The 14,586-nt window shown below is 73.5% G+C and carries 16 protein-coding genes; 12 read left to right on the top strand and 4 right to left on the bottom strand.

Annotated features, from left to right (window positions below; all coding sequences use genetic code 11):
* The first annotated feature begins 68 nt into the window (after window positions 1-68).
* The 3 genes from IF651_RS02785 (at window position 69) to IF651_RS02775 (ending at window position 2,525) form a co-directional block, all read left to right on the top strand.
* Window positions 69-662 carry a DUF5998 family protein gene (locus IF651_RS02785; RefSeq protein ID WP_191827507.1) on the top strand — a complete coding sequence of 198 codons (594 nt, stop codon included), beginning with the start codon at window positions 69-71 and terminating at the stop codon, window positions 660-662.
* A complete protein-coding gene (locus IF651_RS02780) occupies window positions 659-1,822 on the top strand; it encodes an alkaline phosphatase family protein (protein WP_338403721.1) in 1,164 nt (387 codons plus the stop codon). Before IF651_RS02785 ends, IF651_RS02780 begins: the two co-directional genes overlap by 4 nt.
* Before the next feature lie 64 nt (window positions 1,823-1,886).
* Window positions 1,887-2,525: a thymidine kinase gene (locus IF651_RS02775; protein ID WP_191827506.1), complete on the top strand. Its 639-nt coding sequence runs from the start codon at window positions 1,887-1,889 to the stop codon at window positions 2,523-2,525.
* Between the two features lie 33 nt (window positions 2,526-2,558).
* On the opposite strand, the gene sepH is transcribed toward IF651_RS02775, so the two are convergent.
* Window positions 2,559-3,728, bottom strand: a complete 1,170-nt coding sequence (gene sepH, locus IF651_RS02770; protein ID WP_191827505.1) for a septation protein SepH — start codon at window positions 3,726-3,728, stop codon at window positions 2,559-2,561.
* Between the two features lie 132 nt (window positions 3,729-3,860).
* Here sepH and IF651_RS02765 point away from each other — a divergent pair, with 132 nt between their 5' ends.
* The 3 genes from IF651_RS02765 to IF651_RS02755 all read left to right on the top strand — a co-directional run bounded on the left by IF651_RS02765 (window position 3,861) and on the right by IF651_RS02755 (window position 6,055).
* A complete protein-coding gene (locus IF651_RS02765; RefSeq protein ID WP_191827504.1) occupies window positions 3,861-4,523 on the top strand; it encodes a trimeric intracellular cation channel family protein in 663 nt (220 codons plus the stop codon).
* 48 nt (window positions 4,524-4,571) lie between these two features.
* A complete protein-coding gene (locus tag IF651_RS02760; protein WP_191827609.1) occupies window positions 4,572-5,372 on the top strand; it encodes an inositol monophosphatase family protein in 801 nt (266 codons plus the stop codon).
* A 383-nt stretch (window positions 5,373-5,755) separates the two neighbouring features.
* Window positions 5,756-6,055, top strand: a complete 300-nt coding sequence (locus IF651_RS02755; protein ID WP_021483601.1) for a DUF4193 domain-containing protein — start codon at window positions 5,756-5,758, stop codon at window positions 6,053-6,055.
* Window positions 6,056-6,147: 92 nt separating this feature from the next.
* Here IF651_RS02755 and IF651_RS02750 read toward each other — a convergent pair whose 3' ends face one another.
* Window positions 6,148-6,675, bottom strand: a complete 528-nt coding sequence (locus tag IF651_RS02750; protein WP_191827503.1) for a DUF3093 domain-containing protein — start codon at window positions 6,673-6,675, stop codon at window positions 6,148-6,150.
* Window positions 6,676-6,753: 78 nt separating this feature from the next.
* On the opposite strand from IF651_RS02750, the gene dut reads away from it, so the two are divergent.
* From dut to IF651_RS02730, 4 genes are all read left to right on the top strand, one after another.
* The gene (dut, locus tag IF651_RS02745; RefSeq protein ID WP_191827502.1) at window positions 6,754-7,233 is read left to right on the top strand and encodes a dUTP diphosphatase; all 480 of its coding nucleotides are present in this window, start codon (window positions 6,754-6,756) and stop codon (window positions 7,231-7,233) included.
* Between the two features lie 128 nt (window positions 7,234-7,361).
* Window positions 7,362-8,144, top strand: a complete 783-nt coding sequence (locus tag IF651_RS02740) for a DUF3710 domain-containing protein (protein ID WP_191827501.1) — start codon at window positions 7,362-7,364, stop codon at window positions 8,142-8,144.
* Window positions 8,144-8,518 (top strand): OB-fold nucleic acid binding domain-containing protein, encoded by a 375-nt coding sequence (locus IF651_RS02735; RefSeq protein ID WP_191827500.1) that lies wholly within the window; start codon window positions 8,144-8,146, stop codon window positions 8,516-8,518. Before IF651_RS02740 ends, IF651_RS02735 begins: the two co-directional genes overlap by 1 nt.
* A 55-nt stretch (window positions 8,519-8,573) precedes the next feature.
* Window positions 8,574-9,476 carry a DUF3159 domain-containing protein gene (locus IF651_RS02730; RefSeq protein WP_191827499.1) on the top strand — a complete coding sequence of 301 codons (903 nt, stop codon included), beginning with the start codon at window positions 8,574-8,576 and terminating at the stop codon, window positions 9,474-9,476.
* Here IF651_RS02730 and IF651_RS02725 read toward each other — a convergent pair.
* Both IF651_RS02725 and IF651_RS02720 read right to left on the bottom strand, forming a co-directional pair.
* Window positions 9,473-10,237, bottom strand: a complete 765-nt coding sequence (locus IF651_RS02725; protein ID WP_191827498.1) for a potassium channel family protein — start codon at window positions 10,235-10,237, stop codon at window positions 9,473-9,475. The genes IF651_RS02730 and IF651_RS02725 overlap by 4 nt on opposite strands.
* The gene (locus IF651_RS02720) at window positions 10,237-10,890 is read right to left on the bottom strand and encodes a potassium channel family protein (RefSeq protein ID WP_191827608.1); all 654 of its coding nucleotides are present in this window, start codon (window positions 10,888-10,890) and stop codon (window positions 10,237-10,239) included. Before IF651_RS02720 ends, IF651_RS02725 begins: the two co-directional genes overlap by 1 nt.
* Window positions 10,891-10,996: 106 nt before the next feature.
* Between IF651_RS02720 and IF651_RS02715 the strand changes: the two genes are divergently transcribed.
* Entirely contained in the window at window positions 10,997-13,000 is a 2,004-nt protein-coding gene (locus IF651_RS02715) for an amino acid permease (RefSeq protein ID WP_191827497.1), read from the top strand.
* A gap of 263 nt (window positions 13,001-13,263) precedes the next feature.
* Window positions 13,264-14,478 carry a class I SAM-dependent RNA methyltransferase gene (locus tag IF651_RS02710; protein WP_422110430.1) on the top strand — a complete coding sequence of 405 codons (1,215 nt, stop codon included), beginning with the start codon at window positions 13,264-13,266 and terminating at the stop codon, window positions 14,476-14,478.
* Window positions 14,479-14,586 lie beyond the last annotated feature (108 nt).

Raw genomic sequence — 14,586 nt, 5'->3', positions numbered from 1 at the left:
CCGGCGGGCCGGCGGTGTCGGTCGCTGCGCGTTGGCCCGCCCGTCCGGCGGGGTGGGAGACTGTACGGGTGCGCTCGACAACCCCCGATGCCTGGACCGACCTGACCGCCCAGCTCCACCGTGCGGGGTACTACCCCGAGCTCGTCGCGGACGTGCTCGCCGTCGCCGTCGCCGGCGAGGAGATCGAGGCGCACCTCGTGCTCCCCGAGACGACGTTCGACGCGTCCGAGGTCCGCCGTCACCTGACGGTCCTCGCGCTGACGCCCACCCGGTTGGTCACGTCGCACGTGGACGACCACCCGGCGGACAGCGAGAACCCGTCGGCGGCCGCCGCGGCCACCACCGAGTCCGTCCCGCTGTCCGAGGTGCGGTCCGTCTCGCTCACCCACGTCGTCGCCGAGCCGCAGTCGTACTCCGCGGGCACACCTCCGGTCGAGGTGACGCTCGCCCTCGGGTGGGGCGCCGTCACGCGGGTGGACCTCGAGCCGGCACAGTGCCCCGACCCGGCGTGCGAGGCCGACCACGGCATGACCGGGCAGATGACGCCCGACGACCTCGTCCTGCGGGTCAGCGCCGAGGCCGAGGGCGCGGACGCCGTGCGCGCCGCCGTGGCGTTCGCGACAGCACTCTCCCGGGCGACCGCACGTCCCGCCGGCCGGTGAGCGCGCTCCCCGACGGGATGCTCGCCCCCGACCACGGTGCGGGTGGTCTCGCCGCCGTGCTGCCCGGGGCGCTGGGCGCGCTCGGCCTCGTCACGACGACGGCGACGGGACTGAGCAGCACGACGACGCGCGCCGCGCTCGGCCTGCCGCACGCCGAGCGTGTGTGCGTCGTCCTGGCCGACGGGCTCGGGCACGTGAACCTCGCCGAGCGCGCCGGGCACGCGCCGTTCCTGCGCTCGCTGCTCCCCGAGGCACGGTCGCTCACCTCGACGTTCCCGAGCACCACCGCGGCCGCGATCGGCTCGTTCGGCACGGGGACCGCCCCGGGACGCACCGGCATGCTCGGGTACACGCAGCGCAACCCGGTCACGGGCGCCCTGGCGAACATGGTCTCGTGGGAGGGTGCGGTCGCGCCGGACGAGCTGCAGCGCGAGCCGACGCTCCTGTCGGTCGCCGCGGAGGCGGGCGTCCGAGTCACGTCGACCGGGCCCGCGCGGTTCGCGCGCTCGGGCATGACGCTCGCCGCCCTGCGTGGCGGGACGTTCGTCGCCGCGGAGCCGCTCGCGGACCGGGTCGACACCGCGGTCCGGACGCTGCGGCGTCCGGGCCTCGTCTACCTGTACTGGCGCGACGTCGACCGCGTGGGCCACCACCACGGGTGCGGTTCGTGGCAGTGGGGCGACGAGCTCGAGGCGCTCGACCGCGAGCTCGCCCGCCTGGCGCGCTCGCTGCCCGCGGGCACGCTGCTGCTCGTCACAGCCGACCACGGGATGGTGGACGTGGACACCGCACTGCGCTGGGACGTCGCGGGTCACCCCGCGCTCGATCGCGAGGTCCTGCTCGTCGGTGGTGAACCGCGCGCCGTCCACGTCTACGCCGAGCCGGGGGCCGCGACGGACGTCGCCGACCGCTGGCGCGACGTCCTCGGCGAGCACGCGCTCGTGCTCGAGCGCGCCGACGTGGTCGCCCGCGGACTGCTGGGTCCCGACCCGCGGCCCGACGCCGTCGCGTCCGCCGGCGACGTGGTCGTCGCGATGCGGGGGCGTGCCACCGTCGTGGACTCCCGTACCCAGACGCCCGCGTCGCTCGACCTGGTGGGCGTGCACGGTTCGCTCACCACGACCGAGATGGGCGTGCCGTTGCTGGTGCACACGGCCTGAGCCCCGCGCCGCGCCGACGTGTCCGAGGTCGGTCGGGCACCCGAACCAACCGAACGGAGGAACCGTGGCAGAGCTCGTCTTCTTCTCCGGCACGATGGACTGCGGCAAGTCCACCCTCGCGCTCCAGCTCGACCACAACCATGCCGCGCGCGGTCGGCGCGGCCTGATCTTCTCGCGCGACGACCGCGCCGGGACGGACCGGTTGTCCTCGCGGCTCGGCCTCGAGGTCCTCGCGCGCGAGGTCACCGACGCCACCGACTTCTGGGTCGACGTCACCGGAGACGACGCACCCGTCGACTATCTCGTGTGCGACGAGGCCCAGTTCTACTCGGCGGGCCAGGTCGAGCAGCTCGCGCGGCTCGTCGACGAGGCCGAGATCGACGTGTTCGCGTTCGGGATCACCGCCGACTTCCGCACGCGGCTGTTCCCCGGGTCGGCGCGACTGATCGAGCTGGCGGACCGGGTCGAGGTCCTCCAGGTGCAGTCGCTGTGCTGGTGCGGGGCGCGTGCGACCCACAACGCACGGACGCTCGACGGGAGGATGGTCGTCGAGGGCGAGCAGGTCGTGGTCGGGGACGTCGGCAGCGGCGCCCAGGTCGCGTACGAGGTGCTGTGCCGCCGTCACCACATGCGACGCATGACCACGGCCGTCGCGCGCGCCCTGGCGCCGGCAGACCGGCTGTCCTTCGACCTGCCGGGCTGACCCGTCGGGCCGACCTGCCGCAGACGGGGAGGGTCAGCCTTCCGGCCGCGCCCCGAACACGATCTCGTCCCAGCTCGGCACCTTCGCACGCGAGCGGTTCTTGCCCTTGCGCCGGTCGCGCGGGCCTGGCCCCGGGACGGGCCGGTCGTCCGCGTCGCCACCCGCCGAGGTCGGTGCCAGGCTCGGGTCGTCGTGCGGCGGCTCGGCGGTTCGGTGCGTCGAGCGCGCGGGAGAGGCCGGGGCGTCGACGTGATCGGGGCCGTCGTCCGCGCCGTCGTCGTCCGCACCGTCGGTGCCCTCGTCCTGGCCGGAGCTGCCGGCCCGCACCAGGGCCATGCGGGGCAGGTGGACCACCGTGCCGCCCTCGACGGTCCCGGACCCGTCCGGCGTCGCGGCGTCGGAGCGACCCGAGCGGTCGTCGTCGTGCACGTCGCGGCCGGTCGACGGACCGAGACCCTCGAACGGCTCCTGCCCCGCGGGCGGCGCGGGGGGCGTGCGCGGTCGCAGTCCGCGGCGCTGGCTGAGGTCGTCGAGCAGCTCGTGCGTCCCGTCGTCCTGGGACGGCTGCGGGGGTCGCGACGCGCGGGGGCCGGCGTCGACGTCGAAGACCGCGGCCGCGCCCGGGACGCGGTCCGGTTCCGACTCGGGCTGCGACAACCAGCGCGCCTCGTCGTCCAGCGCGTGCGGGGTACGCGTCGACGGGTCGTAGGACCATCGCGCGGAGCGTGTGCTCGAACCGGCCTCGAAGCTGACCGTCACGGTCCACGGGGCACCGGGAGCCCGGGTGGCGGACCAGGTCACGCCGTCGACGTCCACGTCCCGTGCCTCGAGCCTGCGCGTCACGACGTCACCGAGCCGCGTCTCGGAGTCCTCGTAGCCCTCGGCGGACGCCTGCACCCGGTCGATCACGTACCCCTGCTCCGCGACGACGGGCCCGGCGAACCGGCGCACGTTCTCGGGCGACAGCCCGGCCGCCTCCGCGACCTCCTCGACGCTGGCACCGGTGCGCAGCCGCGCCTGGATCTCGCGGGGGACGAGACGGCTCTCGCCCTCTGCGCGCAGGTGCTCCAGGTGCGGACGGTCGCGACGGACCGCAGCACGCAGGGCCTCGGTGATCGTCACCGTGTACTGGGTGCCACCCGGTCCGCCGAGGACGAGACGTTCCCCGTCCTCGTGCAGTCTCACCAGCTCCAGCTCGTCCATGGGTCCTCCCGAGTCGATGCGCCCGACGACGGCGCTCGTCGCTGTCTCGAGGGTGCCACCATCGCACGCGCTCGTGGTGCACCACGCCCGGTGTGCCGCCGAACGGCGCGAAGGTGGGTCGACCCTGGGATGATGCGGGGTGTGATCCTCGACCTCGTCCCGGGTGGGGCGCTCGAGCTCGGTGGCGTGTTCTGCGCTGCGCTGTCCGGCGGGCTGGCCGCGGTGCGTCGACGGTTCGACCTGGTCGGGGTCCTCGTGCTCGCCTGGGTGGCCGGGTTGGGCGGTGGGATGGCGCGCGACGTCCTCATCGGCGCCATCCCGCCCGTGGGCATCTCCGACTGGCGTCTCGTGGCGGTGGCCGGCGCCGCCGGCCTGGTCACCTTCTTCTGGCACCCGCGGCTCGAGCGGCTGCGACGTTCGATCATCGTGCTCGACGCGGGCGCCCTCGCGCTGTTCGTCCTCTCCGGCACGATGAAGGGCCTCGAGTACGAGGTCGGGAGCCTGGCAGCCGTGTTCGTCGGCGTCCTGACGGGTGTGGGAGGCGGCATCCTGCGGGACGTGCTGACGAACGAGGCGCCCTTGATCTTCCAGGACAAGCAGCTCTACGCCGTCCCGGCGCTCCTGGGCGCGTCGGCGACCGCCGTGCTGTGGTCGCTCGGCTGGCTCGGTCCTGCCTCCCAGGCCGGGGTGCTCGTGCTCGTCCTCGGGTTCCGGCTCGTGTCGCTGCGCCTCGGGTGGTCCGCGCCCGGTCCGTGGCAGGGTCGCCGGGGCGGGCGCGGTTCCGGCAGGATATGAGGCGTGCACTTCATCGACGACCCCCGACTGCCCGACGACGTCACCGTCATGGACCTGCGCGTCCTCGCCGACCACCTCGCGCGAACGGCCGGAGAGCTGATCCGGTCAGGTCGACCGGAGCGCGTGGAGGTGGCGGCGACGAAGTCCAGCGCCGTCGACGTCGTCACCCGCATGGACCGCGAGAGCGAGGCGTTCCTGCGGCGGGAGCTCGCGGCGGAGCGGCCCGACGACGCGATCCTCGGCGAGGAGGAGGGCGCCAGCGACGGCACGTCCGGCATCACCTGGGTCCTCGACCCGATCGACGGGACCGTGAACTACCTCTACGGTGTCGCGTCGTACGCGGTCTCGGTGGCCGCGGTGCTCGGCCCCGTGGACCCGGCGCGGTGGACCGTCGTGGCCGGCGCGGTGCACTCCGTCGTGGACGACCGGACCTGGACGGCCGGTCTCGGGGCGGGGTCGACGGTGGACGGCGTGCCGGTGCGGGTCGAGCAGGCCCCGCGGCTCGACGAGTGCCTCGTCGGTACGGGCTTCGGCTACGACGCGCAGCGCCGTCGCACGCAGGCCCAGGTGCTCGTCGAGGTGCTCCCGCGCGTACGCGACATCCGCCGGCTCGGGTCGGCCGCGATCGACCTGTGCCTCGTCGCGAGCGGGGAGATCGACCTGTACTACGAACGCGGTCTGAACCCGTGGGACCTGGCGGCCGGTGCGCTGGTCGCCCAGGAGGCCGGAGCCACGGTGACGGGACTGCGTGGGCGTCCGGCCGGCCAGGCGATGACCGTCGCAGGGCCGCGGGGCGTGACCGGGGAGCTCGTCGCGCTCCTCGAGGAGCTGGACGCCGACCAGGGGTGAGCGTGCCCCCGACGGGGGTCCGCGCGAGCACGGACGGCACCGTGCCCTTCTCGGGCTGTCGACCTGGGCAACGGACGCCGGGCGGCGGCGTTCGACCAGGTCAGAGGCCGTGGAGCCCGGCGTGACCCAGGACACGCCCGTGGGTTCGGGTCACGGCGTGCACGGACGGGCGAAATGATGCACAATCCGTTGGCCCACCGGGAACAAAACCGGTGCGCCGCGCATTGATCTGCGTGCACGTGCGACGACGACCTCGGAGCACGGCACGTGACGTCACGGGACCCTGCGTCCTCATCGTGCACGCCTGCTCCACCGGCCGTGGGCCGATGGCCGACGGAGTGCATCAGTCGCGACCGACGAACTTCCGGAGAGTGACCCCACAGATGGCAACAGACTACGACGCCCCCCGTAAGAGCGAAGAGGAGCTGAGCGAGGACTCGCTCCAGGAGCTCCAGGCTCGTCGTTCGGACAAGAGCTCGGGCGTTGTGGACGAGGACGAGACCGAGGCAGCGGAAGGATTCGAGCTGCCGGGTGCCGACCTGTCCGGCGAAGAGCTCTCCGTCCGGGTGCTGCCGCGCCAGGCTGACGAGTTCACGTGCGCCAGCTGCTTCCTCGTGCACCACCGCAGCCAGCTCGCGTACGAGAAGAACGGGCAGCAGATCTGCTCGGAGTGCGCCGCCTGATCCGAGGCTCGCACCGGCACCCTCGCGTGCTCGTACCTGCACGACCACGACGGCGGCCGCCACCCCACGAGGGAGGCGGTCGCCGTCGTGCGTCAGGAATCGGTCCCCACGAGTCCAGCGCGGCTCGCGGCCTCGCCCAGGGCGCGTGCCAAGGACTCCGGCCGCCGGGTCGAGACGAGCCAGTACGGCGTGGGGTCCTTCTCGTCCTCGATCACGACGTGGACGCCCGTGCGCGCCCACGCGCGCAGGCACACGAACGCGCGCGCGTCCAGGCTCGGCCCCAGCTGCCGGCGCATGGCCTCGGGGTCGAGCATCGTGACCGTGCCCAGGAGCGCGACCGGGATGTGGGCGCGTCCCGCCCGGAACGTCCCGTCCTCGACGGACACCACCGGGGAGGTCGCGACCAGCGCGGCGCCGCCCCCGGCCAGGGCGAGGACGCCTGCGGCGACCGCGACCGCGGCGTCGACGGGCCACAGCGCGATCGCGAGGATCACCGCGAAGCCTGCGGCGGCCGCCCACAGTCCGGGTCCCGGGTGCACGCGTTCGCGGAAGCCGGAGGTCGAGGCACCCGTGGGGCGTCCGGTCGGGGGTGCGCTGCCGTCGGCCGAGGCGTCGTCCATGTCCTCATCATCGCAGGCCCGCGGTGCGCCTCCCGGAGGAGGTCGCCGGCCGGTCCCGCGCCCAACTAGGCTCGCCGGGTGCCGACAGACGACAAGCAACCAGAACACGCCGACGTCGACGTCCTGATCACCCTGCTCGACGACGTCCCCGTCCCCGCGTACTCGCACCCCGGGGACGCGGGTGCCGACCTGGTGACGACGGTGGACGTGCGCCTCGCACCGGGCGAACGGGCACTCGTCCCGACGGGCGTGTCGATCGCGCTCCCGGACGGGTACGCCGCGTTCGTCCATCCACGTTCGGGGCTCGCGACGCGGCACGGGCTGACCGTCGTGAACGCTCCCGGGACGGTCGACGCGGGGTACCGCGGCGAGATCAAGGTGACGCTGCTGAACACCGACGCGCACGAGGCGGTCGAGCTGCACCGCGGCGACCGGATCGCGCAGCTCGTCGTGCAGAAGGTCGAGCGCGCCCGCTTCCTCGTGGCCGAGCGGCTGCCGGGCTCGCACCGTGGGTCCGGGGGGTTCGGCTCGAGCGGCGGGTGGTCCGCGACGACCTGAACCGTTCGCGCACGGCCGAAGCGCCGCGTGGACCGAAGGCCGGTCCATGCGGGCTAGTGTTGAACCAGGGGAGTTCCGCCCCGACGAAAGTCCCGGTGTCCGACCGGGCAGTGGTGAGGAGTACGTCCGTGGGTCTGTTCCGCCGTACGAGGTCGACGTCGCAGTCGACCGAGCCCCAGGTCGGTGGGTCCGCCGACCAGGCCGACGACGCCACGGACCCGGGCACCGGCGCTGCTCCGGACGTGGGGGGCACCGAGACGTCCGACGCGACGACGGACGGCGACCGCGCGTCGGCCCGCGGGCCCTTCGACTCCACGCAGGTGGGAGAGCGCGGCCCCCGCGTCGACCTGGGAGCCGTCTGGCTCCCGGGCGTGCCCGGCATGGAGCTGCGCATGGAGGTCGACAAGAAGACCCAGCGCATCACCGGCGTGGCTGCGGCGGTCGGCGGTTCCGGGCTGCAGATCCAGGCGTTCGCGGCGCCGCGGACCGAGGGCATCTGGGACGAGATCCGCTCGGAGATCGCGGCATCGGTGACGAAGCAGGGCGGGACCGTGGACGACGTCCCGGGTCCCTTCGGCCGCGAGCTCATCGCCAAGATCCCCGCGACCACTCCCGACGGGCGCCAGGGCGTGCGTCCGGCTCGCTTCGTCGGGGTCGACGGCCCCCGCTGGTTCCTGCGCGGCGTGCTCACGGGCAAGGCCGCCGTGGACCAGCAGGAGGCGCGGCTGCTCGAGTCGGTGTTCGCCAACATCGTCGTGGTGCGGGACCAGAGCCCGCGCCCGCCGCGCGACCTGCTGACGCTGCACCTGCCCGGCAAGGCGCCCACGGCGCCGGAGTCGCCGGTCGGCGCGCCGCAGGCACCCACGTTCGACCCGACGCGGCGTGGTCCCGAGATCACGGAGATCCACTGATGCCCTCGACCATTCGTCAGGTGCTCCACGCGGCCCTCGCCTCCCAGGATGAGGTCGCCGCGGACGAGGAGCGGACCGAGGCGTCACGCCAGCACGGGTGTCGTGCGGTCGCCGACCTCCCCAACCGGCGCCGCGTCCAGGTCTCGGGCGTGCTGCGCTCGGTCGTGCTGCGTCCCCGGGAGGGTGTGCCCACCGTCGAGGTCGAGCTCTACGACGGCTCCGGTGCGCTCGACCTCGTCTGGCTCGGCCGCCGGCGCATCGCCGGGGTCGAGCCCGGGCGCCGCGCGCGGGTCGAGGGATTCGTGTGCGACGTCGACGGGCGGCGGACGATGTTCAACCCGCGCTACGAGCTGCTGCCGCGCCCCGGTGAGTGACTGCGCCCGGCCGTCCCTGCCCAGCGCGCACCCGTGAGCTACGAGGAACCCGACGATGACGACATCCACACCGCCCGAGCCCGAGCACGCCGCCGCCCCCGACCGGTCCGTGGTGCCGCTCGCCCCGGGCGACGCGGCCGAGCGGACCGTCGACTCCGTCGCTGCTCCCGAGGACGGACGTGCCCAGGGCGTGCGAGCGCTCCTCGGTGACGAGTTCTCGGTGGCCGACGCCGTCGGCGGCGTCCGGGGCATGCTCGAGTCCGTCGCGCCGGGCCTCGTCTTCGTCGTCGTCTTCGTCCTGACGCGTGAGCTGACGCCGTCGTTGGTGTCGTCCGTGGCCGTGACCCTGGTCGCCGTCGTCGTGCGCCTCCTCCAGCGCACGCCTGTCACCCAGGCCGTCGCCGGGCTGCTGGGCGTGGCCATCGGCGTGGTGTGGGCCTGGCGTTCGGGCAACGCCGCAGACTTCTTCGTGTGGGGGCTGTGGACCAACGCCGCGTACCTCGCGGTCCTGCTCGTGTCGTTGCTCGTGCGATGGCCGCTCGTCGGCCTGGTCGTCGAGGGGTTCCGCAGCGGGTTCGGCACGGGGGAGGAGCGGTCGCGCACGGACGCGGGCGTCGAGACGGCCGTGGACGGAGTGAGCGTCGAGGGCGCGCGCACTGCCGCGGCGGAGGAAGCCCCGTTGTCGGTCCGCGAGGCGTTCGCCGGGTGGTCGCGGCGGTGGCGCTCGGACCGTGCCCTCATGCGGCGGTACGCCCTGGCGACGTGGCTGTGGGTCGGGCTCTTCGCCGTGCGCCTCGCCGTGCAGGTGCCCCTGTACCTCCAGGGGTCCGTGGGCTGGCTCGGCACGGCTCGGCTGGTGATGGGCCTGCCCCTGTGGGCGCTGGTGCTGTGGCTCACGTGGGCCCTCGTCCGTCGGACGGGGCGGCGGCCCGCCGCGGGACCCGGAGCGGCAGGCTAGGCGCTGGGCTCCTCCTGCGGCGCCGGGTCGACGACCTCGCCCGCAGGTCTGTCCACCGACTCACCGCCGGTCCCGCCGCTCGTCGTGACCGGCGTCGCGCCCGCGGCGACGAGGAGCCGGGCCAGCGCGTTCTCGTCCGCCTGGTTCCCGGCCACGAGCAGCAGCTCGTCGCCGGCCTCGAGCGTGTCGTCGCTGCTCGGCGCGATCGGCAGCACGCCGCGCACGATCGCGGCGAGGACCGTGTCCTCCGGCCAGGAGACGTCGCCCACGCGACGACCCACGAGCGGCGACGTCCTGGGCAGGGTGACCTCGAGGATGCCCGCTCCGGACTGGTGGAACGTGAAGATCCGCACGAGGTCGCCCACGGCGACGGCCTCCTCGACCATGGCCGTCATGATGCGCGGGGTCGACACGGCGACGTCGACGCCCCAGGACTCGTCGAACATCCACTCGTTCTTCGGGTTGTTCACGCGCGCGACGGTGCGCGGGACGCCGAACTCCGTCTTGGCGAGCAGCGAGACGACGAGGTTGACCTTGTCGTCGCCGGTGGCGGCGACGATGACGTCGCACTCGTCGACCCGGGCCTCACCGAGGGACGACAGCTCGCACGCGTCCGCGAGCAACCAGTCGGCCTCCGCGACCTGGGCGACCCGCATCGCGCCCGGTTGCTTGTCGACGAGCAGGACCTCGTGGTCGTGGCTGAGGAGCTCGCGAGCGATGGACCTGCCGACGGACCCTGCCCCGGCGATGACGACGCGCATCAGTCGGCCTCCACCTTCGCTGCGTGCGTGAGGACGCGCTCGACGGTCGGCGCCTCGGAATCGGTCATCAGGACGTGGAGCACGTCGTTCTCCTGCAGGACGGTGCGGTCCGTGACGAGGGTCCCGTCGCCGAACCGTCCGAGGAACGCCACGCGCGCTCCCGTGGCCTCCTCGATGGCGCGCACGGTGCGTCCCACCCACGTCGGGTGGTAGTCGAGCTGCGCGAGCCGTACCTGACCCGAGGGGTCGCGGTACTCGTCGGTGGCTCCCAGGGGGAGCATGCGGCGCAGCACCTGGTCCGCCGTCCAGCGGACCGTCGCGACGGTCGGGATGCCGAGCCGCTGGTAGATCTCCGCGCGCTGGGGATCGTAGATCCGGGCGACGACCTGGTCGATCCCGAAGGTCTCGCGCACGACGCGCGCGGCGAGGATGTTGGAGTTGTCCCCGTCGGACACGGCCGCGAACGCGTACGCGTCCTCGATGCCGGCCTGGACCAGGGTGTCCCGGTCGAACCCCACACCGGTGACCTTCTGGCCGGTGAAGTCCGCTGGCAGGCGTCGGAAGGCGTCGGGGTTCTGATCGACGACGGCGACCGAGTGGCCGCTCGACTCGAGCGACTGGGCGAGGGTCGCACCGACGCGGCCGCAGCCCATGATCACGAAGTGCACGTGACGAACGCTACCGCCTCGCGGCTCGCTGGCGCCGTGTCGCCGGTCAGCGAAGGCGGGCGGGTACCTCTCGGGCATAGCATGTGGCCTCGTGTCGGAGATCGCGGACGCCGCCAAACGGCTCTTGCTCGGTCGGCCCGTGCGCAGCGAGCGCCTGGGCCACACGTTGCTGCCCAAGCGGATCGCCCTGCCCGTGTTCGCCTCCGACGCGCTCTCGTCGGTCGCCTACGCGCCGGACGAGATCCTCCTGACCCTGGCGATCGCCGGACTGACGGCGACGACCGTCTCGCCCTGGGTGGGTCTGGCCGTCGTGGCGGTGCTGCTCACTGTCGTGGCCTCCTACCGCCAGAACGTGCGGGCCTACCCCTCGGGGGGCGGCGACTACGAGGTGGCGACGGTCAACCTGGGACCGACGGCGGGAGTGGGGGTCGCGTCCGCGCTGCTCGTCGACTACGTCCTGACCGTCGCCGTGTCCATCTCGTCCGGCGCGCAGTACGCGGCGAGCGCGATCCCCGCCCTGCGCGACCACGAGTCGGCGTTCGCGATCGGTCTGGTCGTGCTGCTGACCGTGATGAACCTGCGCGGCGTGAAGGAGTCGGGGACGCTCTTCGCGGTCCCCGTCTACCTGTTCATGCTCGCGATCGGCGCGACGGCGCTCGTCGGGTTCTTCCGCTACGTGACCGGCACGCTGGGGCAGGCGGAGAGCGCCGAGTTCGACCTCGTGGCCGAGAGCGGTTTCGACCAGGGACTGATGGGCCTCGCGGGAGCCTTCCTCATCGCGCGCGCGTTCGCGTCCGGGTGCGCGGCCCTGACCGGGGTCGAGGCCATCAGCAACGGTGTGCCGGCGTTCCGCAAGCCACGGTCGCGCAACGCCGCGACGACCCTCGCCCTCCTCGGCGGGATCTCCGCGGTGATGATGATCTCGATCCTGCTGCTCGCACGTGCCACGGGCGTGCGCTACGCCGAGGACCCGCACGCGCAGCTCTCCGTGGACGGCCAGCCGCTCCCGGTCGACTACGTGCAGCACCCGGTGCTCGGCCAGCTCGCGGAGACGATCTTCGCGGGTTTCCCCCCGGCGTTCATCCTCGTCTCGGTCGTCACCGGCGTCATCCTCGTGCTCGCGGCGAACACGGCGTTCAACGGCTTCCCGGTGCTCGGCTCGATCCTCGCCAAGGACGGCTACCTGCCGCGCCAGCTGCACACGCGCGGGGACAGGCTGGCCTTCTCGAACGGGATCATCACCCTCGCCGTCGCGGCGATCGTGCTGATCTGGGCGTTCGACGCCGAGGTCACCCGTCTGATCCAGCTCTACATCGTCGGCGTGTTCGTCTCCTTCACGCTCTCCCAGCTCGGCATGGTGCGGCACTGGACGCGCGAGCTGCGTACCGAGCACCAGCCGCGCGAGCGCACGCGCATGCGCCGCTCCCGCGTGGTGAACGCCCTCGGGCTCGTGATGACCGGAACCGTCCTCGTCATCGTCCTGGTCACGAAGTTCACGCACGGTGCGTGGATCGCGATCCTCGCGATGGGGGTGGTGTTCGTCCTCATGCGGGCGATCCGCACGCACTACGACACCGTCCGCGAGGAGCTCGCCCTCGGGGACGAGCCGTCCGCGGCCCGTGCGCTGCCGAGCCGGGTGCACGCGATCGTCCTGGTGTCCAAGGTGCACAGGCCCACGATGCGCGCTCTCGCCTACGCACGGGCCTCGCGTCCCTCGATGCTCGAGGCCGTGACCGTCGGCGTGGACGCCGAGGACATCGAGACGATCACGCGCGACTGGGAGGCGCTCGACCTGCCGGTGCCGCTGCGCGTGCTCGACTCGCCCTTCCGTGAGATCACCCGGCCGATCCTGTCCTACGTCCGCTCGATCCGCCGGGAGTCGCCGCGCGACCTGATCGTGGTCTACATCCCGGAGTACGTGGTGGGGCACTGGTGGGAGCAGCTCCTGCACAACCAGAGCGCGCTGCGGCTGAAGGGTCGTCTGCTGTTCACGCCCGGTGTGGTCGTCGCGTCCGTGCCGTGGCAGCTCTCGTCGACCGAGGGGCAGACGGGCTTCGAGGGCGAGGGTTTCCGCGACCGATTCAGCCGGTACTGATCCAGCCGGTACTGACGCAGCCGGTCCTGGTTCGGCCGGTCCTGGTTCGCCCGGCACAGACGCGTCCCGCGCCGTCCTCGCTCGGCCTCGCGTCGTCGGCGGGCGATACTGGGACCATGCCCTCCTCTCCCAGCGGCCCCGTCGTGCCTCCCGACCCGTCTCCCGACACCACGCCCGGCACGCTCCCCGTCTCCGAGCCCGATCCGACGTCTAACCCTCAGGTTGAGGTTGAGGTAGGCGCCGTCGCGCACGGTGGTCACTGCGTGGCACGGTCGGACGGTCGCGTGGTCTTCGTCCGGCACGCGCTCCCTGGGGAGCGCGTGGTCGCGCGCGTGACCGACGGCGGCGAGGGCGCCAAGTTCTGGCGCGCGGACGCCGTGGAGATCCTGGACGCGTCCGCGGACCGTGTGCCGTCGGCGTGGCCCGCGGCCGGCCCGGGCGGCGTCGGCGGTGGCGAGCTGGCGCACGTCGCGCTGGCGGCCCAGCGGCGCTGGAAGCGCGACGTCCTGGTCGAGCAGCTCCGGCGTCTCGCGCACCTGGACGTCGGGCCCGAGGGTCAGGTTCAGGGAGACGTCGAGGCTCTCCCTGGGGACGACGACCGCGGCGGCCTCGCCTACCGCACGCGGATCGACCTCGTGGCCGACGACGCGGGCCGGGCGGGCATGTACCGCTACCGCACGCACGACGTCGTCCCGCTCGACGCCATGCCCCTCGCGACCGCGGAGGTCGCGGAGCTCGCCGACCGGGAGAAGGTGTGGACGCGCCGCTGGCGACCCGGGACGCGGCTCGAGCTCGTCGCGCCGTCGGGCTCGGCGCCGCTGCTGCTGGTCGACGGCGAGCCGTGGCGGGGCGGATCGGTGGACAGGCGGTCGAACGCGCGCCGGAGCGTCGTCGAGCTCGTCGCGGTCGACGGCTTCGAGCACTCGTTCCGCGTCTCGGCCGACGGGTTCTGGCAGGTGCACAGAGCCGCTCCGGCGACGCTCGTGCGCGCCGTCCTCGCCGGCGCCGGTGCGCTGGACGGCGCGCGGGTGCTGGACCTCTACTCGGGAGCCGGACTGTTCACGGTCCCGCTCGCGCACGCGGTCGGCACGTCGGGCTCGGTCGTCGCGGTCGAGGGGGACGCACGAGCCGTGAAGGACGCCCGGCGCAACGTCCACGGTCTGGAGCAGGTCGTGCTCCGTCACGGCCCGGTGGACCGTGTCCTGTCCGCAGGGCGTGAGGAGTCGCTCACCGCGGCAGAGCGCGGCGTGGACGTCGTCGTGCTCGACCCTCCGCGCACGGGCGCCGGGCGCGCCGTCGTCGACGGGATCGCGGCCCTCGCGCCGCAGCGAGTGGTGTACGTGGCGTGCGACCCCGCCGCGCTCGCGCGCGACGTCGCCTACCTCGCCGGTCACGGGTACGGGCTGCGGGGCGTCCGGGGGCTCGATCTGTTCCCGCACACGCACCACGTCGAGGCCGTCGCCGTGCTGGAGCGTTGAGCGGCGCCGTGGCCGGTCTCCCGGTCGGGCGCCGTCGCGGCGCGTGACGGCGCGGGCGCATATATCTTGACGTCAAGATAAGTGCGCTATGCTGGGCGACGGCGGTCT

This window comes from Cellulosimicrobium arenosum, assembly GCF_014837295.1.
Classification (GTDB): Bacteria; Actinomycetota; Actinomycetes; order Actinomycetales; family Cellulomonadaceae; genus Cellulosimicrobium; species Cellulosimicrobium arenosum.
This window is presented reverse-complemented; position numbering and strand designations above follow the sequence as displayed.

Coding starts and splice junctions, on each gene's coding strand:
- sepH (WP_191827505.1), bottom strand. CDS start 3,728: ATGGACGAGCTGGAGCTGGTGAGACTGCACGAGGACGGGGAACGTCTC.
- IF651_RS02765 (WP_191827504.1), top strand. CDS start 3,861: ATGCGGGGTGTGATCCTCGACCTCGTCCCGGGTGGGGCGCTCGAGCTC.
- IF651_RS02760 (WP_191827609.1), top strand. CDS start 4,572: ATGGACCTGCGCGTCCTCGCCGACCACCTCGCGCGAACGGCCGGAGAG.
- IF651_RS02755 (WP_021483601.1), top strand. CDS start 5,756: ATGGCAACAGACTACGACGCCCCCCGTAAGAGCGAAGAGGAGCTGAGC.
- IF651_RS02750 (WP_191827503.1), bottom strand. CDS start 6,675: ATGGACGACGCCTCGGCCGACGGCAGCGCACCCCCGACCGGACGCCCC.
- IF651_RS02735 (WP_191827500.1), top strand. CDS start 8,144: ATGCCCTCGACCATTCGTCAGGTGCTCCACGCGGCCCTCGCCTCCCAG.
- IF651_RS02730 (WP_191827499.1), top strand. CDS start 8,574: ATGACGACATCCACACCGCCCGAGCCCGAGCACGCCGCCGCCCCCGAC.
- IF651_RS02725 (WP_191827498.1), bottom strand. CDS start 10,237: ATGCGCGTCGTCATCGCCGGGGCAGGGTCCGTCGGCAGGTCCATCGCT.
- IF651_RS02720 (WP_191827608.1), bottom strand. CDS start 10,890: ATGGGCTGCGGCCGCGTCGGTGCGACCCTCGCCCAGTCGCTCGAGTCG.